Source organism: Flavobacterium sp. (genome assembly GCF_017744675.1).
Classification (GTDB): domain Bacteria; phylum Bacteroidota; class Bacteroidia; order Flavobacteriales; family Flavobacteriaceae; genus Flavobacterium.
The window spans coordinates 597789-619336 of sequence record NZ_JAGIAV010000001.1 but is presented as its reverse complement, the minus strand read 5'-3'; the positions used below and the strand labels follow the sequence as shown (position 1 = coordinate 619336).

20 protein-coding genes are annotated in these 21548 nt (G+C 33.5%); 15 read left to right on the top strand and 5 right to left on the bottom strand.

The window, feature by feature from the left end:
- Window positions 1-42 precede the first annotated feature (42 nt).
- The 15 genes from J7574_RS02680 (at window position 43) to dusB (ending at window position 17332) form a co-directional block, all read left to right on the top strand.
- A complete protein-coding gene (locus tag J7574_RS02680; protein WP_290963837.1) occupies window positions 43-1242 on the top strand; it encodes a beta-ketoacyl-[acyl-carrier-protein] synthase family protein in 1200 nt (399 codons plus the stop codon).
- On the top strand, window positions 1242-2303 hold the full coding sequence (locus J7574_RS02675) for a beta-ketoacyl synthase N-terminal-like domain-containing protein (RefSeq protein WP_290963834.1): 1062 nt from the start codon (window positions 1242-1244) through the stop codon (window positions 2301-2303). Before J7574_RS02680 ends, J7574_RS02675 begins: the two co-directional genes overlap by 1 nt.
- Window positions 2300-3076: a polysaccharide deacetylase family protein gene (locus tag J7574_RS02670; protein WP_290963832.1), complete on the top strand. Its 777-nt coding sequence runs from the start codon at window positions 2300-2302 to the stop codon at window positions 3074-3076. Before J7574_RS02675 ends, J7574_RS02670 begins: the two co-directional genes overlap by 4 nt.
- Before the next feature lie 106 nt (window positions 3077-3182).
- The gene (locus J7574_RS02665) at window positions 3183-3809 is read left to right on the top strand and encodes an outer membrane lipoprotein carrier protein LolA (RefSeq protein WP_290963829.1); all 627 of its coding nucleotides are present in this window, start codon (window positions 3183-3185) and stop codon (window positions 3807-3809) included.
- Window positions 3775-4410: a hypothetical protein gene (locus J7574_RS02660; protein WP_290963827.1), complete on the top strand. Its 636-nt coding sequence runs from the start codon at window positions 3775-3777 to the stop codon at window positions 4408-4410. The genes J7574_RS02665 and J7574_RS02660 overlap by 35 nt, the downstream gene beginning before the upstream one ends.
- A 37-nt stretch (window positions 4411-4447) precedes the next feature.
- Window positions 4448-5035 (top strand): porin family protein, encoded by a 588-nt coding sequence (locus tag J7574_RS02655; protein ID WP_290963825.1) that lies wholly within the window; start codon window positions 4448-4450, stop codon window positions 5033-5035.
- A gap of 114 nt (window positions 5036-5149) precedes the next feature.
- On the top strand, window positions 5150-5800 hold the full coding sequence (locus J7574_RS02650) for a porin family protein (RefSeq protein ID WP_290963823.1): 651 nt from the start codon (window positions 5150-5152) through the stop codon (window positions 5798-5800).
- Window positions 5797-6168, top strand: a complete 372-nt coding sequence (locus J7574_RS02645) for a 3-hydroxyacyl-ACP dehydratase (protein ID WP_290963820.1) — start codon at window positions 5797-5799, stop codon at window positions 6166-6168. Before J7574_RS02650 ends, J7574_RS02645 begins: the two co-directional genes overlap by 4 nt.
- Before the next feature lie 2 nt (window positions 6169-6170).
- Window positions 6171-6656 carry a hypothetical protein gene (locus J7574_RS02640; protein ID WP_290963819.1) on the top strand — a complete coding sequence of 162 codons (486 nt, stop codon included), beginning with the start codon at window positions 6171-6173 and terminating at the stop codon, window positions 6654-6656.
- A 16-nt stretch (window positions 6657-6672) separates the two neighbouring features.
- The gene (locus J7574_RS02635; protein WP_290963816.1) at window positions 6673-7848 is read left to right on the top strand and encodes a DUF2062 domain-containing protein; all 1176 of its coding nucleotides are present in this window, start codon (window positions 6673-6675) and stop codon (window positions 7846-7848) included.
- An 89-nt stretch (window positions 7849-7937) separates the two neighbouring features.
- Window positions 7938-11612, top strand: coding sequence for a 1-acyl-sn-glycerol-3-phosphate acyltransferase (locus J7574_RS02630; protein ID WP_290963814.1), 3675 nt, complete (start codon window positions 7938-7940; stop codon window positions 11610-11612).
- Window positions 11613-13130 (top strand): NAD(P)/FAD-dependent oxidoreductase, encoded by a 1518-nt coding sequence (locus J7574_RS02625; RefSeq protein ID WP_290963812.1) that lies wholly within the window; start codon window positions 11613-11615, stop codon window positions 13128-13130.
- Between the two features lie 6 nt (window positions 13131-13136).
- Window positions 13137-14801: a C45 family peptidase gene (locus tag J7574_RS02620; protein WP_290963810.1), complete on the top strand. Its 1665-nt coding sequence runs from the start codon at window positions 13137-13139 to the stop codon at window positions 14799-14801.
- Window positions 14798-16084 (top strand): phenylacetate--CoA ligase family protein, encoded by a 1287-nt coding sequence (locus J7574_RS02615; protein ID WP_290963807.1) that lies wholly within the window; start codon window positions 14798-14800, stop codon window positions 16082-16084. Before J7574_RS02620 ends, J7574_RS02615 begins: the two co-directional genes overlap by 4 nt.
- Window positions 16085-16339: 255 nt before the next feature.
- A complete protein-coding gene (dusB, locus tag J7574_RS02610) occupies window positions 16340-17332 on the top strand; it encodes a tRNA dihydrouridine synthase DusB (protein ID WP_290963804.1) in 993 nt (330 codons plus the stop codon).
- Window positions 17333-17402: 70 nt separating this feature from the next.
- Here dusB and J7574_RS02605 read toward each other — a convergent pair whose 3' ends face one another.
- The 5 genes from J7574_RS02605 to rbfA form a co-directional block, all read right to left on the bottom strand.
- Complete coding sequence (locus J7574_RS02605; protein ID WP_290963801.1) at window positions 17403-17624, bottom strand: hypothetical protein; 222 nt, start codon at window positions 17622-17624, stop codon at window positions 17403-17405.
- Between the two features lie 16 nt (window positions 17625-17640).
- Entirely contained in the window at window positions 17641-18183 is a 543-nt protein-coding gene (locus J7574_RS02600) for a hypothetical protein (RefSeq protein ID WP_290963798.1), read from the bottom strand.
- 94 nt (window positions 18184-18277) lie between these two features.
- Window positions 18278-19705, bottom strand: a complete 1428-nt coding sequence (locus tag J7574_RS02595) for an MATE family efflux transporter (protein WP_290963795.1) — start codon at window positions 19703-19705, stop codon at window positions 18278-18280.
- A 172-nt stretch (window positions 19706-19877) separates the two neighbouring features.
- On the bottom strand, window positions 19878-21077 hold the full coding sequence (locus tag J7574_RS02590; RefSeq protein WP_290963792.1) for an FtsX-like permease family protein: 1200 nt from the start codon (window positions 21075-21077) through the stop codon (window positions 19878-19880).
- Between the two features lies 1 nt (window position 21078).
- On the bottom strand, window positions 21079-21471 hold the full coding sequence (gene rbfA, locus J7574_RS02585; protein WP_111378779.1) for a 30S ribosome-binding factor RbfA: 393 nt from the start codon (window positions 21469-21471) through the stop codon (window positions 21079-21081).
- Between the last annotated feature and the right edge of the window lie 77 nt (window positions 21472-21548).

Sequence of the window (21548 nt, the reverse complement as noted above, 5' to 3'; positions counted from 1 at the left end):
CAAAGTTCAAGAAAATCTAAAATCATAAATCTAAAATCTAAAATGACAAGAGGTGTTGCAATAACGGGAATGGGAATTATCTCTGCGATTGGTAATTCGGTTGAGGAAAATTATATTTCGTTGATCGAAAACAAGATCGGTATTTCTCGTATTCAAAATATAGCTACTGTTCACGCAGATGTAATTAAAGTTGGCGAAATCAAAAAAACCAATGAAGATCTTGTTGCTGAACTGAAATTAAATGAGGATAACAATTTCTCCAGAACTGCTATGATTGGCACTTTGGCAGCAAAACAAGCTGTTGAAAATGCTGGCATTACCGATATAAATGAATTTAGAACCGGACTTATCTCTGCTACAAGCGTGGGCGGAATGGATATGACGGAAAGACATTATTACGATTATTTCGAAAAACCAGAATTGGTTAAATATATCACTTGTCACGACGGCGGCGATGTTGCTGAAAAAATTGCCGAAGAATTAGGTTTAAAAGGAATGGTGACAACCATTAGTACCGCTTGTTCTTCTGCAGCCAATTCGATTATGCTGGGTGCAAGATTAATCAAAACGGGGAAATTAGATCGTGTAATCGTGGGCGGTGCCGATGCTTTAGCAAAATTCACCATCAACGGATTTAAGACTTTGATGATTTTATCAGACGATTATAACAAACCTTTTGACAATACCAGAAAAGGATTAAATCTTGGAGAAGCAGCTGCCTTTTTGGTTTTAGAATCGGATGAAATTGTTGCGAAACAAAACAAAAAAGTTTTGGCAAGAGTTTCTGGTTACGGAAATGCAAATGATGCTTACCACCAAACTGCCTCTTCAGAAAATGGAGACGGAGCATTTTTGGCTATGAAAAAAGCATTTGATATTTCGGGTTTAAAACCTTCTGAAATTGATTACATCAATGTACACGGAACAGCAACGCCAAACAACGATTTATCAGAAGGAAGAGCTTTGCTTCGAATTTATGAAAACGAAAAAGTTCCAGATTTCAGTTCCACAAAACCTTTTACGGGACATACATTGGCGGCTGCGGCTGCGATTGAAGCTGTTTACAGTGTTTTGGCGATTCAAAATAATGTGGTTTATCCGAACTTGAATTTTGAAATTCCGATGGAAGAATTTGATTTGAAACCGCAGACTACTTTAAAAAACAAAAACATCGAACACGTTTTATCCAACTCTTTTGGTTTTGGAGGAAACTGCTCAACCCTTATATTTTCAAAAAGCTAATGAAAAAAACATATATAAATGGAGTAGGCTGTATTTCGACTCAAAAAACATTTGATACTGTTTTTTTGGAAGAAGCTGTTGTAAATCATGACGAAAATGTACTGGCAATTGTTCCGCCAGCGTACAAAGAATATATTTCGCCAGCTGCCAGCCGACGTATGGCAAAAGGTGTAAAAAACGGCATCGTGGCTTCGGCTTTGGCTATGAAAGACGCAAACGTAGAAAACGTTGATGCCATTATTACTGGAACGGGTTTAGGCTGTATCGAAGATTCTGAAAAATTCCTAAAAAGCATTTTAGATAATAACGAAGAGTTTCTAACTCCGACTTCTTTTATTCAATCTACTCATAATACGGTTGGTGCACAGATTGCGCTACTACAGCAATGTAAAGGCTATAATTTTACGTATGTAAATGGTGCAGTTTCTTTTGAATCGGCCCTTATTGATGCTAAAATGCAGATTGAAGAAGAGGAAGCCAATTCAATTTTAGTGGGCGGAGTTGATGAAAATGGCGATTATACTACTGCTCTTTTCAAACTAAACGGACGCATTAAAAAGGATAATTCTAGTCCGTACGATGTTCTGACTTCTACTACAAGTGGAGCGGTTTATGGTGAAGGCGCCAGTTTTTTTGTTTTAGAAAACGAAAGAAAAGAAAATACGTATGCTGAACTTCTTGATGTTTCTATTGTAAATACTTTAGAAGAAAACGAAATTGAAACAGCGACCAAATCTTTTCTACAAGCAAATAATTTAGACATTTCAGATATCGACGTTTTGGTTCTAGGTTTTGACGGAAATGCCAATTTTGAAAATTATTATAAAAATCTTGCTGAAAATACATTTGCTCAAATTCCTGTTTTGTATTACAAACATTTGAGCGGCGAATATGATACCGCTTCGGCTTTTGCTTTTTGGATAGCGTCTAAAATTTTAAAAACGCAGGAAATTCCAGAAATCGTAAAAGTAAATGCTGTTGAAAAACCAAGCTATAAAACGATTTTATTATACAATCAATTAAACGGGAAAAACCATAGTTTTACGCTGCTGTCAAAATGATAACGCATAAAAACATATCGCTGTTTTTTATCTTTTTATTGCTTTTATTGTTTCTTCTGAAGCTGCATTACGCAATTCATTTTCTGTGGTTCGTAGTTATAATTCTAATTTGGATTGGAATTAATGCTTTTGGTTCTGCTAGAATTTCTTCGAATTATCATGTAAAGGCGTTTTGCAATAATCCATTAGAAACAGAAAATAAAATTGCACTTACTTTTGATGACGGTCCGAGCGTTTATACTTTGGAGGTTTTAGAATTGCTGAAAAAATACAATGCCAAAGCGACTTTTTTCTGCATTGGAAAAAATATCGAAACACATCCTGAAATTCTTCAAAAAGTAATTTCTGAAGGTCATTTGGTTGGAAATCATTCGTACTCCCATTCTACCTTTTTTGATTTTTATAATGCCAAAAGAATAACCGAAGAACTTCAGAAAACAGATGAACTTCTGGAGAAATTCACTTCCAAAAAAATCAACTTTTTTCGTCCGCCTTATGGAGTTACGACGCCTTCGATTCGAAGAGCTTTAAAAATAACGGGACACACAGTTATCGGTTGGAATATTCGTTCGCTTGACGGAGGAACTACAGATGTGGAATTAATTTTGAATCGGATTAAAAAACGCGTTTCTCCTGGTGGAATTGTACTTTTGCATGATTCAGGAGCACATTCTGTTTTGGTCTTGGAACAGTTTTTGCAATTTTTACAACAAAATAAATATCAAATCGTTTCAATTGAAGAACTTTTGAATCTTAAGGCTTATGATAATTGAACTCGGATGAAACGGATTCGCTTGCGCGAAGACGCGGATAAAAATGGATTTTAAAATATTTAATCTGTGGAAATCATTTTAATCTGTAGCAAAAATTTAAAAAAATATGAAAACTAAAATAGCTCTACTAATTCTTTTTATTTCAGGCAGTTTGTTTGCTCAGGAACAAAAAATGACTGACGCAGAAATCGCTGCTTTTAAACAAGACGTAAATGTGGTGGCGAAAAAAATCAAAACTTTGACTACTGATTTTGTCCAGTATAAACATTTGGATTTTCTATCGAAAGATATTGAGACTTCAGGAAAAATGATTTTTAAAGAGCCTGCGCTTTTGTCTTGGCAATACAAAAAACCATACAATTACAGCATTGTTTTCAAGAACGGAAAAATCCTAATTAACGACGAAGGAAAGAAAAGCGCTGTTGATATTGGGAATAGTAAAATCTTTGCTCGAATCAATAAACTGATTGTGGGAAGTGTGAGTGGCAATATGTTTGATGATAAAGAGTTTACCATTTCATACTTTAAATTGAAAGGTCAGAATCTGGCGAAATTTATTCCGAAAGATGCAACGCTGAAAAAATACATCAAACAAATCGAACTGACTTTTGATAAAGAAGAGGCAACCGTTGTTCAGGTAAAATTGTTAGAATCATCTGAAGATTATACCCGAATTGTACTTAAAAATAAAGTGATCAATGCAAAAATCGACGATTCAGTTTTTACTAATTAATTGCTTTTTGGCAATCGTATTAATTTCTTGTGGCTCGGTCACCAAAAATTATACGCCCAAAAAATTAGACAAAACGTCTTACACGGTTCCGTATTTCACAGATTCAAAAGCCGATTATGTTTATAAAACCAATATCAGTGTTTACGGAAATGAATTGTCTGGAATTTTCATTGCCAAAAAAATAAACGAAACTACACATCGAGTAGTTTTTACAACCGAATTTGGAAATAAATTAATGGATTTTGAAATCTCAGAAACCGATTTTAAAGTCAATTCTATTGTTTCAGAATTAGATCGAAAAATATTGATTAATACTTTAAAAGAAGATTTTAGAGTGCTATTAAAGAAAGAATATCAGATTCAGGAACAATTCGAAAACGAATCTGATAACATTTACAAATCGGAAGATGGCAAACGCGACAATTATATTTTTATCTCCAAAAAAGATCAAAAACTAGAAAAGATCGTTCATGCCTCCAAAACAAAAGAAAAATTTACACTGCTTTTCAATTCAGAAAACAATATTTTTGCCGAGAAGATTCAAATAATTCATCAAAATATTAAGCTGAGAATCGATTTACAGCAGTTACAATCAGAATAGAAAATTAAACTAATCATAAACTTTAAATCAATTAGAAATGAAAAAATTTGCTGTACTTGCATTTGTTTTATTTATCGGAATCCAAGCAAATGCGCAGGTAAGAGTTAGCCCTGGACTTAGAGGAGGTTTGAATGTCTCGACATTAACCAATATTGACGACAATAGTTCTAAAACCGATTTTTATATTGGTGGGTTAGTCGATATTAAATTCAATAAATTTTTCTCGTTACAGCCAGAGATAAATTATTCTAGACAAGGAGATAGAGGAAGATATTTTGAAAATGGCCGTTACTATTCTGAAAATTATGAGCTGAATTATGTAACACTTGGAGCGGTTGCAAAATTTAATTTTGGTGGTGGAGGTTTTCATATATTGGGCGGACCATCTTTAGATTTAAAGGTTAGCGATAATTATATTAATACTGATCCAGAAGATGTTGATCTTGCATTTGTTGGTGGTTTGGGTTATACGCTGCCAAATGGTTTAACATTTGAAGCTCGATTCAAACAAGGATTGTTAGATATTTATGGTTACGAAGGTATAAATGATGGCTACTATTATGATCAGGTAATTTTAAATCAGGTTTTCCAGATTGGTATTAGCTATACTTTCAAGACAAAATAAAAAGTAACGATTAGTATCAAAACGACTCCAATAATTATTATTTATTTGAAGATTGTAAAACAAACATTAATTCAATTGGGAAATAAGCTTCTTTTAAATAAAGAAAAATAAAACATGACTAAACAGAATTTAGCGATAATCGCATTAACTTTTTTTGCATTTATAACAACACAAGCACAAGTAACATTTAAACCTGGTATTCATGCCGGAGTTAACATTTCTAAACTAACAAATACTGATCTTGGCACCAAAACAGATTTTTACATCGGTGGTTTTGGAGCTTTAAAACTTGGAAGAGTTTATACGTTACAACCTGAATTAACATATTCAAGACAAGGTGGAAAAGGAACAGCCGATATGGGCACAACAAGTGTTTATAATCCGCAAACAAATACATATACAACAACTTCTGTTAGCGGAACAGTAGATGCTTCATTACAATATATTTCAGCAATTACTATAAATAAGTTTAATTTTACTGAAAATTTGTATGCACTAGCGGGACCTTTTGCTGATATTTTAATTGCTGATAACATAAAAGTAGAACCTAAAGAAAAAGAATACAATTTTAATAAAGGTCAAGATATCGACTTAGGAATTATTGCAGGCTTAGGATACAGCTTGAAAAATGGTATTGCATTTGAAGCGAGAGTGAAAAAAGGATTTACGAATGCTTTTATTAATTATTATGATGAAAGTAGTGATAGCAATAACTTAGTGTTTCAATTAGGTGCTGCTTATACATTTGGAAAACAAAAAATATGATTTTACAAGATTTTTATAAAATTCTATCAGAAGAAAAAACATCTGATTCAAAATATACGATTACAATTTTGGTCAATGCTAAACATGAGGTTTTTAAAGGGCATTTTCCTGGAAATCCTATTATGCCTGGTGTTTGCATGATTCAGATTATTAAAGAACTTACAGAATCTATTACTAAAAGTTCGCTGATGATTCAGTCTTTGGCAAATGTAAAATTCATGGCGCTTATTAATCCTGAAGTTACCCCAGAATTAAGATTGGAACTAGATGTTACAACAACTGAAGACGGTTTGGTAAAAGTGAAAAACACGACGTACTTTAATGACACCATTGCTCTTAAACTGAGTACGGTGTACAAAAAAATATAATTATGAAATTCTTACTGACATTACTTTTATGGGTTAATTTATTCGGAACGCCAGATTTGACTTCGATTCGAAAAATGTATGCTGATGTGGCAAAATCTGAAAATAATGCCAAAGAATTTGTAGCAAAACTTTCGGGAGTTTCCAATAATGATGATAAAATTTTAGTGGCTTATAAAGCCGCTTCAATTTTAGTGGATTCTAAATTTGAAAAGAAATTAGGCCAGAAAATGGATCGCTTTAAAGAAGGTGCAAAATTACTTGAGGCAACCATAAAAAGTGATCCAAGCAATATCGAAATGCGAATGATAAGACTAAGTGTTCAGGAAGATGTTCCTGGCATTACGGGCTACAAGAAAAACATTAAAGAAGATAAAAAATTCATCACGACGTATTATGCATCGCAAAGTGCGGCTTTGAAAGATTATCTTAAAGACTTTGTTTTGCAATCTAAAAGTTTCTCTGAAAAAGAGAAGCAGTTTGTAAAGTAAGTTCAAAAAATACCACATGAAATCACAGCAGGAATTACTTAGTTCGACTAACTTTTGCGTTATTGTACCAACGTACAATAATCAAAAAACGCTGAAAAAAGTATTGGATTCTATTTTAGATTTCACGACAAATGTCATTATTGTCAATGACGGCTCTACAGATTCTACAAGCGAAATCTTAAAATCATATTCTCAGCTCACTCAAATTCAACATCCTAAAAATCTAGGAAAAGGAAGAGCACTAAGAAACGGATTTAGAAAAGCACTAGAACTGAATTTTGAATACGCCATTACAATCGATTCTGACGGACAGCATTTTGCTGCTGATATTCCTGTTTTCTTAGAAGCAATTCAAGAGGAGCCAAACGCACTTTTGATTGGGAGCCGAAATATGACTCAGGAAAATGTTCCAAAGAAAAGCAGTTTTGGAAATAAGTTTTCTAATTTCTGGTTCAAATTTGAAACCGGAATTAAACTAGACGACACGCAATCTGGATTTAGATTATATCCGCTTCGACTGTTGCCAAAACGTTTTTATACCAATAAATTTGAATTTGAAATCGAAGTTATTGTGCGCGCTGCATGGAAAGGAGTTGTCGTTAAAAATATTCCGATTCAAGTTTTATACGATCCGGCAGAAAGAGTTTCTCATTTTCGTCCCTTTCAAGATTTTACCCGCATTAGTATTTTGAATACCGTTTTGGTAACCAATGCTTTGCTGTACATAAAACCGAGAGATTTTTTTAGAAGAGCAAAAAAAAAAGGTTTTAAGAGATTTTTTCTAGAAGATATTTTAGAAAGTAAAGATTCTAATTTTAAAAAATCTGCAGCAATCGCTTTAGGTATTTTTATTGGACTTTCGCCTTTCTGGGGATTTCAAACTGTATTGCTTTTTACTTTTGCTGCTCTGTTCAGACTTAACAAAGTGATTGCCTATCTTACGTCAAACGTAAGTTTCCCGCCTTTTATTCCGTTTATTATTTATGCTTCACTTCAAGTTGGGAGTGTGTTTGTAACCAGCGATGCGCCATTGGTTTTAGACAGTTCGATTACGCTCGACGATATTCAAAAAAATGCTACACAATATATCGTAGGAAGTCTTATTTTAGCATCCGTTTCTGCACTAACAGTTGGTTTGATAAGTTATTTACTTTTAACGACTTTTAGTTCTAAAAACAAAACAACTATTTAAGTTATGTTTCCTTCGAATTTCACAAATTAGCACAAATTAATTCGTGAAAATTCGTGAAATTCGTGGCTTAAAAAACTTAAGCGATAATCATGCATCAATATTTCTATGCCATTCATTTGTTTGTAACCCGAAGAAAAACGCTATCGGTGCTTTTGGCTGTTTTGATGCTTGCTGTTTTTGGCTTCTTTGCTTCAAGATTGAAATTTGAAGAAGACATCACCAAACTTATTCCGACCAACGATAAAGCTGATGTTACCGCCAAAGTTTTAAAACAATTAAACTTTGCCGATAAAACTACCGTAATTTTTAGCTTGGATAAAAACGGTTCTGCCGAGGATTTAAAAGAAATGGCAACCGTATTTTCAGACAGCGTTTCTAAATCCTGCAAACCTTACATAACTGGAATTCAAGGAAAAATTGACGAAGAAAACATTCAAGAAACTATCGATTTTGTTTACAATAATCTACCGCTTTTTCTAGATGATAAAGATTATGCTGCTATCGAAAAGAAGCTGCAAAAAGACAGTATCGAGGCAACCGTTCAAGGAAATTACAAATCGATTATTTCTCCGTCTGGATTTATCACAAGAGATTTTATTCAGCAAGATCCGTTTGGGATTTCTTTTATCGCTTTAAAAAAATTACAGCAATTAAATATTGGCGACGATTTTACGCTGGAAAATGGTTTTGTAATGACAAAGGATAAAAAGAAATTGCTGCTTTTTATCACTTCGAATATTCCGTCGAGCGAAACAGAAAAGAATACCATTTTTGCCGAAAAACTAAAATCGATTCAGGAAAATCTAAATCAGAAATTTAAAGGCAAAACTTCGATCAGTTATTTTGGTTCGGCTTTAATTGCTGTTGCCAATGCCAATCAGATTAAAGGAGATATTATTCTAACAACATCCATCGCGATGTTTACCTTAATGCTGATCTTGATTTTATTTTATAGAAAACTTCTTGTTCCGTTAATTATTTTTCTTCCAACGGTTTTTGGAGGTTTGTTTGCCGTTGCGTTTTTATATTTTGTTAGAGAACAGATTTCTGCCATTTCATTAGGAATTGGCTCCATTCTACTCGGAATCACAATTGATTATTCCATTCATATTCTCACGCATTACAAACATAACAGCGATGTAAAAACCTTGTACAAAGACATTACAATGCCTGTAATCATGAGCAGTTCTACAACTGCGGTTGCCTTTTTATGCTTGCTTTTTGTAAAATCGGACGCGCTGAACGATCTCGGAATTTTTGCTGCTGTAATTGTTATGGCAACTGGAATTTTCTCGCTTTTAATTGTGCCGCATTTATACAAACCAAAAGAAAATCCCGAAGAACACAAGAAAAATGTCATCGATAAAATGGCTCATTTTTCTTTTCACAACAGTAAAATCTTAATCGGACTTTGCGTTATCATCACTATTATTTGCTGTTTTACGTATAACGATGTTGGTTTCAATAACGATTTATCACAGCTGAATTTTATTCCGAAAGAAATTAAAGCGGCAGAAAAACAATTGGAAGAAAGCACGAGTTTAACTTCCAAAACCATTTATGTAGCTTCTTACGGAAAAACGATGGAAGAAGCTTTACAGCATAATAGTCGTCTTTTCGAAAATTTAAATCAGGAAAAACAACAGCATAAAATTTTAAATTTCAGTTCGGTTGGCGGAATTGTGCTTTCTCAGGCGGCACAACTACAAAAAATCGAGAAATGGAATTCGTTCTGGACTCCACAGAAAAAACAATTCGTAAGATCAGAATTAATTGCAGAAGGCGCTAAACTTGGTTTTAAACCTTCAACATACAATTTGTTTTTTGACCAATTAGATTCTGATTTCAAACTGATTTCTGCCAATGATTATCTTCAAATAAAAGCACTTCAATTACAAGAATTTATAACGGCAAAAAATGGTTTTTACACCATTTCTACTTTAGTAAAAGTGGCTCCAGAACAGCGAGATGCTTTTGTAAAATCAGCATCAAAAACAGAAAATGTAATTGCTATCGATCGTCAGCAGATGAACGAAACATTTTTTAGCACTTTAAAAACCGATTTTAATTCGCTTGTCAATTATTCTTTCGTAGCCGTAATTTTAATTCTATTTTTCTTTTTCCGAAGAATCGAATTGGTTATTATCAGCTGTATTCCAATTGCTTTAACAGGAATTGTGACAGCAGGAATTATGGGCCTTTTTGGCATTCAGATGAATATTTTCAGTATGATTGTCTGCACCTTGATTTTTGGTCACGGAGTCGATTTTAGTATTTTCATGACGAGTGCATTACAAAAAGAATATTCTAATGGAGTCAACGAAATTGCTATTTACAGAACCTCAATCATCTTGGCGGTAATCACGACCATTTTAGGAATCGGCGCCATGATTTTTGCCAAACATCCTGCGCTTACTTCAATTTCACTGGTTTCATTAATCGGGGTTTTTGCGGCATTGATTATTACATTTATTTTCTATCCAATTTTATTCAAGCTCTTTTTATCGAATCGTCCGAAAAAAGGAAATCCGCCCTTTCAATTGCGCACTTTTATTCATGGCGTCATTTCGTTTGCTTATTATGGTTTGGGCGGAATCGTAATGTCGATTTTCAGTTTTACCATAATGCCGATTTTGCCTTTCAGTAAAAAGTCAAAAATGAAAGCTTTCCGATATGTGGTTTCAAAATTCATGAAGTCGGTATTGTATTCAAATCCGTTTATTCGCAAAAAAGTCGTTAATAATTTCAATGAAACTTTCGAAAAACCAGCGGTAATTATCGCCAATCATTCTTCGTTTCTAGACATTTTAGCCATCGGAATGCTAAGCCCGAAAATCATTTTCTTGGTAAGCGACTGGGTTTACAACTCTCCTATTTTTGGAGGTGTGGTGAGAAAAGCGGGTTTTTATCCTGTTTCTGAAGGTCTTGAAGGTGGAGTTGAACATTTGCGTAAAAAAGTAAACGAAGGATATTCGCTGATGGTTTTTCCGGAAGGAACCCGCTCAGAAAACAATGTCATTAAGAGGTTTCATAAAGGCGCGTTTTTCCTTGCCGAAGAATTTAAAATAGACATTCTGCCTGTGGTTATTCATGGCGCTTCAGAGTTAATTCCGAAAGGTGATTTTGTCATTCATCACGGAAAATTGACGGTTACTATTTTAGAGCGAATTACGCCAGAAAATCTTTCATTTGGAACAAATTATACTGAAAGAACGAAACAGATAAGTAATTTCTTTAAAGCCGAATATCGCAAAATTAGACAAGAGCTTGAAGGTCCAGATTATTTCAAAACGATGCTTATTAACAGTTACGATTACAAAGAGATCGAAATTGGAAATAGCGTAAAAAAAGATTTAAAACAGAATCTTGAAACGTATTATAACCTAAACAAATACATTACGCCAAAAGCAAAAGTGCTGCATTTAGGAAACGATTATGGCCAATTGGATGTTTTGCTGGCGCTGCAAGAGCCACAGCGAAAAATATTTTCTTTTATAAATGATGAAGAAAAATTGCTCGTTGCCAAAACGAATTATATCATTTGTAAACGAAAAATATATTATCTCGAAAAATTAGAATCGGCACTTGAGAATCATTATGATATTCTTTTAGTTTCGGATGAAAGCGATTTAGAGAAAATCGAAAAGTTAATTTCAACCGTTTCATCTATAATTTTAGTGAATTGTTCTAATGTGAAAAATCAGCTGAAAGATTTTGAAGTGGTTTCTGAAGAACATGCTTTAATCGTTTTAAAGAAAAAATAAATGAAAAAACAATACGATGTAGTTATAATTGGCAGCGGTTTAGGCGGATTGGTTTCTGCTGTTATTCTGGCAAAAGAAGGCTACAGCGTTTGTGTACTCGAAAAAAACAATCAATATGGCGGAAATCTACAGACTTTCGTAAGAGATAAAACCATTTTTGATACGGGAATTCATTATATCGGAGGTTTAGGCGAAGGCCAGAATCTTCATCAATATTTCAAATATATTGGAATAATGGATCATTTGAATCTGAAAAAATTGGACGAAAATGGTTTTGATATTATTTCTTTTGATGATGATAAAACCGAATATCCGTATGCGCAAGGTTTCGAAAATTTCATTGAAAAACTAACTCAATATTTTCCAGAAGAAAAAGAAAATATAGAACGTTATTGCCAAAAAATAAAAGCGGTTTGCAAAACATTTCCTCTTTACAATTTAGAATCTCAAGGAAAATATGATGATGAAATTTTAACGCTTAACGCGAAAGAAATCATCGATTCTTTTACTCAAAACGAGAAACTAAAAGCGGTTTTGGCTGGATCTAATTTTCTTTATGCCGGCATAGCCGAGAAATCGCCTTTTTATGTGCACGCACTTGTGGTCAATTCCTACATCGAAAGTTCATGGCGATGCGTAAATGGCGGAAGTCAGATTACGAAACAGCTTCTGAAACAGCTGAAAAATTTCGGAGGTGAATTCTTCAAACATAAGGAAGTAACGCAATTTGAAGTTGAAAATCAAAAGGTAAATTCGGTTAAAATGAAAGACGGAACAGAAGTTTCTGGAACGTATTTTATTTCGAACATTGAACCGAAAACGACTTTGAAAATGGCGGGGCAGGAAAATTTTAGAAAACCATTTTTCAATAGAATTCAGAATCTAGAAAATGTCCTTTCTGCCTTCAGCTTGTATATCGTTTTTAAACCAAAGACTTTCAAATACATCAACCATAATTATTATCATTTTAAAAGTGCCAATGATGTTTGGACTTCTCATGAATATGACGAAAATTCTTGGCCGAAAACTTTTATGGCGTCTATGAATCCGTCAAAAAAAGACGAAGAATGGGCAGATGGAATGACTTTTTTAACCTACATGAAATATGATGATGTTAAAGCTTGGGAAAACACCTTCAACACCACCTTTGAAGAAAATGAGAGAGGAGAAAGTTATGACGAATTTAAAGCTAAAAAAGCAACAAAATTTTTAGAAGAAATCGAAAAAAAATTTCCTGGAATAAAAGATTGCATCAAATCAGTGCATACTTCTACTCCACTTTCTTATCGAGATTACATTGGCGGAGACGGCGGAAATATGTACGGATATGTTAAAGATTCAAATAATCCGATGAAAACTATGATTCCGACTAAAACTAAGATAGAAAATCTTTATCTTACAGGCCAAAGTATTAACATGCACGGTGTCTTAGGAGTTACGGTTGGAGCAGTCTTAACTTGCTCAGAAATTGTAGGAAAAGAATATCTGCTCGAAAAAATTAAAAAAGAATCACAATAAGCCATTATGAAAAACCGAATTTTTTACCTCTTCCTTATCGGTTTTCTAAGCTTGCTGACTTCTTGCGGTACTTCAAAATCAAAAAAACATAGACCTGATATTACCGCTTACAACAATACAAAACCTGTTGTTGAGAAATTATCAGATAGCGTTTTTCTTTCTGGAAAAAATTCATTCTTAAAAAATAAACAAGGACTTTGGGAATTGTATGTTGAAGGCGATCCGCTTGAAATCGGATTTTCAACTGGCGCTCTAACCGATTCGCTTTTGCAAAAACAACAGCGTATTTTTTTCTCAAAAATAACCGATCTAATTCCGTCAAAATTCCAGCAGAAACTGCTTCGCCAGTTTCTAAAATGGTACAATAGAAAATTGTATTTAAATGTTCCTGACGAATATCAAACCGAGATTTATGGCATTTCTCAGTATTCTTCAAATGAATTTGACAATATCGCACCGCAATATCAGCGCGGTTTATATCTTCACGCGGCACACGATATTGGTCATGCTTTGCAAGATTTGGCTTTGGTTGGCTGTTCTTCTTTTGCGGCTTGGAACGAAAAATCGGAAGATGGAAATTTAATCTTGGCTCGAAATTTTGATTTTTATGTCAATGACGCTTTCGCGGAAAATAAAATAGTTGCCTTTATAAAACCTAAAGAAGGTTTTCCGTTTATGATGGTGACTTGGCCTGGGATGATTGGCGCGGTTTCTGGAATGAATCTGGAAGGTTTGACTGTTACGATAAATGCTTCCAAATCTAAAATTCCGCTTAGCGCGAAAACTCCGATTTCGATTTTAACTCGCGAAATTTTACAGCACGCCAAAAATCTAGATGAAGCAATTGCTATAGCTAAAAAAAGAAAAGTATTTGTTTCGGAATCGATTATGGTTGGAAGCGCCAACGATAACAAAGCAATTTTAATTGAAGTTTCTCCAGATAAAATGGATGTTTACGATGTTCCAAACAGCGATCAATTAATTTGTTCCAATCATTTTCAAGGCGAAGCTTTTGCAGCAGACAAAAGAAATCTGGAGCAAATTGCCAATAGTCATTCAGAATACCGTTATGAAAGAATGCAAGAACTTTTAGCCGAAACTCCAAAAGTAAATCCTGAAATCGCTTCAGAAATTCTTCGAAATAAAGACGGTTTAAAAAATGAGGTTTTGGGTTTTGGCAACGAAAAGGCATTAAATCAGCTTTTAGCACATCACGGAATTATCTTTAAACCAAAAGAAAAATTGGTCTGGATTTCGGCAAATCCGTTTCAATTAGGCGAGTTTGTCTGTTATGATTTAAATTCGATTTTCGATGAAAACCAAAATACCGCAAAATCATTTCAGAAAGAAAATCTGAATATTACCAAAGATCCATTCTTAGAAACCGTTGCTTTTCAGAATTTTAAAAAGTTTAAAATTGAAGATCATAAACTAGATTCCATTTTAAAAAAGAAGGAAACCGTTTCTACTGAGTTTCTGCAGCATTATCAAGCGTTAAACCCAAATTATTGGGTTGTATATTATAAGACAGGATTGTACTTTTACCAAAAAAAGGAATTTCTTCAGGCAAAGCTAAATTTTGAAAAAGCTTTAAGCCACGAAATTACTACGGTTCCTCAAAAAGAAGAAATTGAAAAATATTTAAAAAAAGTCAAAAGAAAATTAAAATGATTCCAGCAATAGAAAAAGATTCTTTAGAAGAAATTAAAATTTTTCAAGAAAAAAAATTAGCCGAACTTTTAGCTTATATCAGCGAGAATTCTCCTTTTTATAAAAGACTTTTTGCAGGGCAAAATATTGATATTTCGAAAGTAAAAACCTTAGAAGATTTACAGCATTTACCTGTTACAACCAAAGAAGATTTACAACAATATAATGATGATTTTTTGTGTGTTCCACAACATAAAATTATCGATTATGCCTCGACATCTGGAACTTTAGGCGATCCTGTAACTTTTGGCTTAACCGATTCTGACTTGGATCGATTGGCTTATAATGAAGCTATTTCGTTTGCCTGTGCTGGAATTGCAGAAGGCGATGTCGTACAATTGATGACGACAATTGACAGAAAATTTATGGCCGGTTTGGCTTATTTTTTGGGTCTTCGAAAATTGAAAGTCGGCGTAATTAGAGTTGGTGCTGGAATTCCAGAAATGCAATGGGATTCTATTTTAAAATACAATCCGAGTTATCTAATTACGGTTCCTTCTTTCCTTTTAAAATTAATTGAATATGCCGAAATGCACGGAATCGATTATAATAATTCGAGCATAAAAGGTGCCATCTGTATTGGTGAATCTTTGAGAGAACAGGATTTCTCCATGAATATCCTTTCGAAAAAAATCACAGATAAATGGAACATCAAGTTGTTTTCGACTTATGCTTCTACGGAAATGAGCACTGCTTTTACAGAATGTGAGCATGAAAAAGGCGGACACCATCATCCAGAATTAATCATTGTTGAAGTTCTAGACGAAAATAATATGCCAGTTAAAAACGGTGAAACGGGCGAACTTACTTTTACAACTTTAGGAATTGAAGCGATGCCTTTACTTCGTTTTAAGACTGGAGATATTGTACAGTTTCATGACGAGCCTTGCGCTTGCGGCAGAAATACTTTACGCGTCGGACCAGTTGTTGGGCGTAAAAAACAAATGATTAAATATAAAGGGACAACCTTGTATCCGCCAGCAATGAATGATGTTTTGAGCAGTTTTGATAATATCGAAAATCACTTAATCGAAATTTCAACAAACGATTTAGGAACAGACGAGATCTTGATTAAAATTGCTGTGAAAAACCAATCTCCAGAATTTTTACAAGAAATAAAAGATCATTTTAGAGCTAAATTGAGAGTAACACCAAAAATAGAATTTGTTCGAAAAGAAATTCTAAATCCAATCGTTTTTAATCCGATGAGTCGAAAACCAATTCGATTTTTTGACTACCGATAAACCATTACATAATTTTTTTCACCATTTAAGTAATGTAAATTCATTTAAAACTTTGTGTAAATACGAATCGCAAAACTATGTGAATTAAACTACTGAAACACCTTTTTTGCTTTTGCAAATATCTGTGCTTCTATGTGTTAAAATATTACATTCCATTTAAATGAACTTATATTACTTATATGGTTTAATTTCAGCTTCTTAAATGTTTTGCTGTGAATTAAACTAAATGTTGTAATTTTGCAAAAAATTATGAAGATGGTCAAGATTGGCAACATAGAATTACCCGAATTTCCTTTATTACTAGCACCGATGGAAGATGTTAGCGATCCGCCGTTTCGCAGATTATGCAAAACGCACGGAGCGGACATGATGTACTCTGAATTTATTTCATCAGAAGGATTAATTCGTGATGCTATAAAAAGCCGCATGAAGCTGGATATTTTTGATTACGAACGTCCTGTTGGAATTCAGATTTTTGGTGGAGATGAAGAAGCAATGGAAATGTCTTCTAAAATTGTTTCTACTGTAAAACCTGATTTAGTGGATATTAATTTTGGATGTCCGGTAAAAAAAGTGGTTTGTCGTGGTGCTGGTGCTGGAGTTTTAAAGGATGTTGATTTAATGGTACGTTTAACGCAAGCGGTTATTAAAGGAACTGATTTGCCTGTAACTGTGAAAACCCGTTTAGGCTGGGATGAAAACTCAATTAATATTGATGAAGTTGCTGAAAGACTTCAGGATATCGGGGTTCAAGCTCTAACCATTCACGCAAGAACTCGTGCCCAAATGTACAAAGGCCATTCTGACTGGTCGCATATTGCACGCGTAAAAAACAACCCAAGAATTACAATGCCTATTTTCGGAAATGGCGATATCGATAGTCCAGAAAAAGCATTAAAATATAAAAACGAATACGGAATTGACGGTATCATGATTGGTCGTGCTGCGATTGGTTATCCGTGGATTTTTAATGAAATCAAACATTATTTCAAAACTGGTGAGCACTTACCTTCTCCAACGGTTATTGATCGTGTTGAAGCGGCCAGAAATCATTTGCAATGGTCTATGGATTGGAAAGGTGAACGTTTAGGAATTGTAGAAATGCGTCGTCATTATACCAATTATTTCAAAGGAATTCATTCGTTTAAAGAATTCAAACAAAAATTAGTTACAACTGATGCACCCGAAGATTTATTTGCTATCATGAAAGAAATCGAACAGGTTTATGCAGGATATGAGTTTGTTTAAAACACAAAAAACGACCTTCAATCTTGAAGGTCGTTTTTATATATACACATATCTTTCTTTTAAACGAAATTTATTCTAAAGCACTTTTTGTAGAATTTCTTTTAGCCAAGTCAATAGCTAATTTTAATTCAGAAAAGAATAATTCAGCTTCTTTTTTATTTCGAATTGATTTAGAGAGATTGTCAACACTATTTGACTCTGCATTTCTCTCATCTGCAATATTTCTATTCGAAGTTGAAGCTAAAGCGATTTCCTGAATTTTATTAATTTTATTTTGAATTGATTCTTTCATAGAGCAAATTTAAACATTATTGATTTAAATTAAACATATAATATCTGTAAAGGTCATTAGTTTTTCTTTGGAAATCAAAAGGTTCTGGTTTTGGTTTAAAAAATGGCAGTCCATTATCATCTAATTCAATTGTTCCATTTCTAAGTAATCTAACATACCAATCTACTCCAATAATTACTAAAAAATCTTGTAAATCTTTTTGATTATATCTAAACATCCGATGATATAAATTAGCTCGTAAATCATCTGAACCATCAATACCAATTGTCTTATTAGAATTGTTTTTTAGAAAAGTTATCGAAAACAAAATTATTGTTGAAAAAACTTTATTACTATCCTTATGTTTCAGGTTTATAGAATCATTTATTTTTCCATTTTCATCAAATGGGCCAAAAGCTAAATTGTAAACGTTCGGTAATAATGACTCTGCGATATTTGTAAACTTAACCTTAAGTTGAATTATTGTATCATCTTTTAGTGCGGATTCAAAAATATATTGGTCAAAATTGGCGCTTACATATGTTGCTTCAAAAGTGTTTTCTAAGTTAATTTTAATCATAAGAAATATTACATTTCATCAAAACAAAAAACAAAATTAGTATAAATTTCTTACATAAAAAAAGACCTTCAAAATTGAAGGTCTTTTTCTTTTATTAAACTTGAACTCGTTTCCATTTTCCTCTTTTATAGAAAACGATTCCCGCTAAAGTAATTGCAGTTTCTGCAACTGGAATGGCAATAAAAACTCCTGTTGGTCCCATATTAAAATGTTTAGCCAGGACAAAAGCCAATGGAATCTGGAACAGCCAAAATCCGAAGAAATTAATTCCTGTCGGTGTCCAAGTATCTCCTGCTCCGTTGAAAGTGTTGATGAGAACCATTCCGATTCCGTAGAAAATAAATCCGATGCTCATAATTTGCAATGCTTCAATCGCAACAGTTTTTACTTGTTCATCATTCGTGAAAAACGAAATAATATATTGCCCAAGACACAAAGTAATAATCATAATAGAAGCCATGAAAATCACATTATATCTTGCCGTTGTATAAACCGATTTTTCGGCACGTTCGATTTGTTTAGCGCCCAAATTTTGTCCAACCAAAGTTGCCGCAGCATTACTTAATCCCCAAGCTGGAAGAATGAAAAACATCATAATTCTTAATGCCGTCTGATATCCTGCTGAACCGTGATCGCCTCCTGTTGTTGCGACTAATTGTGCTAAGAAAATCCAACTGCAAGATGCAATTACAAATTGTAAAATTCCTGGAGCGGCAATTTTTACTAAGGCTTTTATTTGAGTAAAATCTGGAGCGAAATACGGAATCTTGATTTTTAAAACTCCGTTACCAAAAAACAAATGATACACTTGATAAACAACTCCAATACTTCTTCCGATTGTGGTTGCCAAAGCTGCACCAACTAAACCGAAAGCTGGAACTGGGCCAAAACCATTAATTAAAATCGGACATAAAATGATATTGCAAATATTGGCAATCCAAAGACTTTTCATGGCGATTGCTGCATTTCCTGCTCCACGGAAAATTCCGTTGATTAGAAATAAAAGCATAATACACAAACTCGAACCAATCATAATTTGTGTAAATCGATAACCATGTTCGGCTGATTCTATTGAAGAACCCATTAAAATCAAAATATCTTTTGCATAAATAATTCCGAAAATGCTCAATAAGCTATTAACTGCAAAGGCGATAATAATGGCTTGCATTCCTGCTTTTGCAGCAGCTACAGGATCTTTTTCTCCAATACGTCGTGCTACAACTGCTGTTGCCGCCATACTCATTCCAATCGCTAGAGAATAAATTACAGTCAATACCGATTCGGTCAAACCAACGGTCTGAATGGCAAAACTGCTATGTTCCAAATGCCCAACAAAATACAAATCGACTAACGCAAAAACCGATTCCATCATCATTTCCAAAACCATCGGAATAGCCAATAGAATTACGGCTTTTTTTATACTTCCAGAAGTATAATCAAAAGATTCGTCGCCTTTTAGGGCTTGTTTTAAAGTGGTAAAAAATTTAGAAAAGAAGCTTTTCTTTATAGTTGTTTCTGTCATGATATTTTAGGATAAATGATAATATTGGTCCAAAATGCAGTTGCAATCTGAACTAAAAAAGTAAACGTAAGTATCCTAATTATTCTAAAAAATAAAATAGGATTAGGCAGAAACAATCATATGCTGTAGTTTTTTAAGGCGGTAAATATAATTAATATTTCTTAAGAAATTATTAATCAAGTAGTTTTTTACTTACGCGACTGCTTGCAATTAAGGAAGCCACGAAACCTAGAGAAATAATGGTTGTCATTACGATTAGAACATTCTCTACGGTAAAAACAACTGGATAAGCCAAAGTTGGCGTAATCATAATAAGCTCAAACTTCTGCTGTAAAATCACTAAGATTATACCTAAAGCAAGTCCGATTAAGCCTCCAAAAACACTTAATAAAGTTCCTTGAAGCAGAAATATTTTTCGAAGGCCATTGATATCTGTTCCTAAATTGAAAAACGTTTTAAGATTTCCTTTCTTTTCTAAAATCATCATAATCAAAGCTCCGATCAAGTTAAAAAGAGCCACAATGATAACTAATGTAAAAATCAGATAAACTGCAATGTTTTCGGTATTTAGCATTCTATACAAAGATTCATTCAGCTGTGCTCGATTTTTTAAAGTGATTTTGTTTTTAAAGATAGAACTGAGCTGTTTCTTTATTGCTGCTTCATCTGCATTTTCTTTTAATTTAAATTCGATTCCCGAGATTTGATTGTGTTTGTACATTAATAATTCCTGCACTAAACTTAAATCTGCAAATACATATTTTGAATCTAAATCTTCGCTGATGGAGTAAATTCCAACAGGTAAAACATCCGTTTTTGTAAAAGCATCTTCTGGGTTGTCGATTGCTCCTTTTCCTGGTTTAGGAGCAAAAACCTGAAGCGGGTTTTCAAAATCAAGAATTCCCATGGAGAAGTTTTGAGCTAAACCGTAACCAATTACAACCTGATAACTGTCTGGTTTTAGCCACTGTCCATTAAATAGTTTTTTCTTGATATCGTTTACAACGGGATAAATGCTGTCAACTCCTTTTAAGTACGTAACTTGCTGTTTGTCTTTAAACAAAAACAAAACACGTTCTTCTATTATTTTGGTGTAAGAAGCAACACCATTTATTTTTTTTATCTGATTTTCTTGATCGGGAGTAAGCAGAAAAGACTTTCCGTAGGTACTTACCAATTTTAAATCGGGATCAATTTCGTTGGTAAATGAAAGACTAAAAACTTTCAGTCCGCTAAAAACAGATAAAACCACAAACAAAGCCATCGTCCCAACAATGATTCCCATGCTGGCAATACGATTGATAATATTAATAGCATTGTTTTTACTGCTGCTAAAAATATAACGTTTGGCTATGTATAAGGGAAAATTCAAATTACGACTTTCTTCTTTTTTCTAAAAGATCACGATTTTCTATTGGGTTTTCTTTTCCTGCAAGCGCATTGTCGATTTTCTCTATATAATCTAAAGAGTCATCAATAAAGAATACCAAATTCGGAACGCGACGCAATTGCAAACGTACACGCTGTGCCAAATCATGTTTGATTAAAGTTGTATTGGTTTTAATTGCTTCTAAAGTTTCCTTAGCTTTTTCTTGCGGAAAAATACTTAAATATACTGTTGCCACAGATAAGTCTGTAGTTACGCTCACTTTGGATACAGAAATTACCAAGTTTGTAATTCCGTTTTTTCTCACTTCACCTTGCAAAATGTCAACCAGATCTTTCTGAAGAACACCGCCTATTTTTTTCTGTCTATTTGTTTCCATGATGCAAAAATACTAAAATTTAGTGGCATTTTCTGCTCTTTTAATTGTTTAAAAGCTGATAAAAATCATATTTTTCG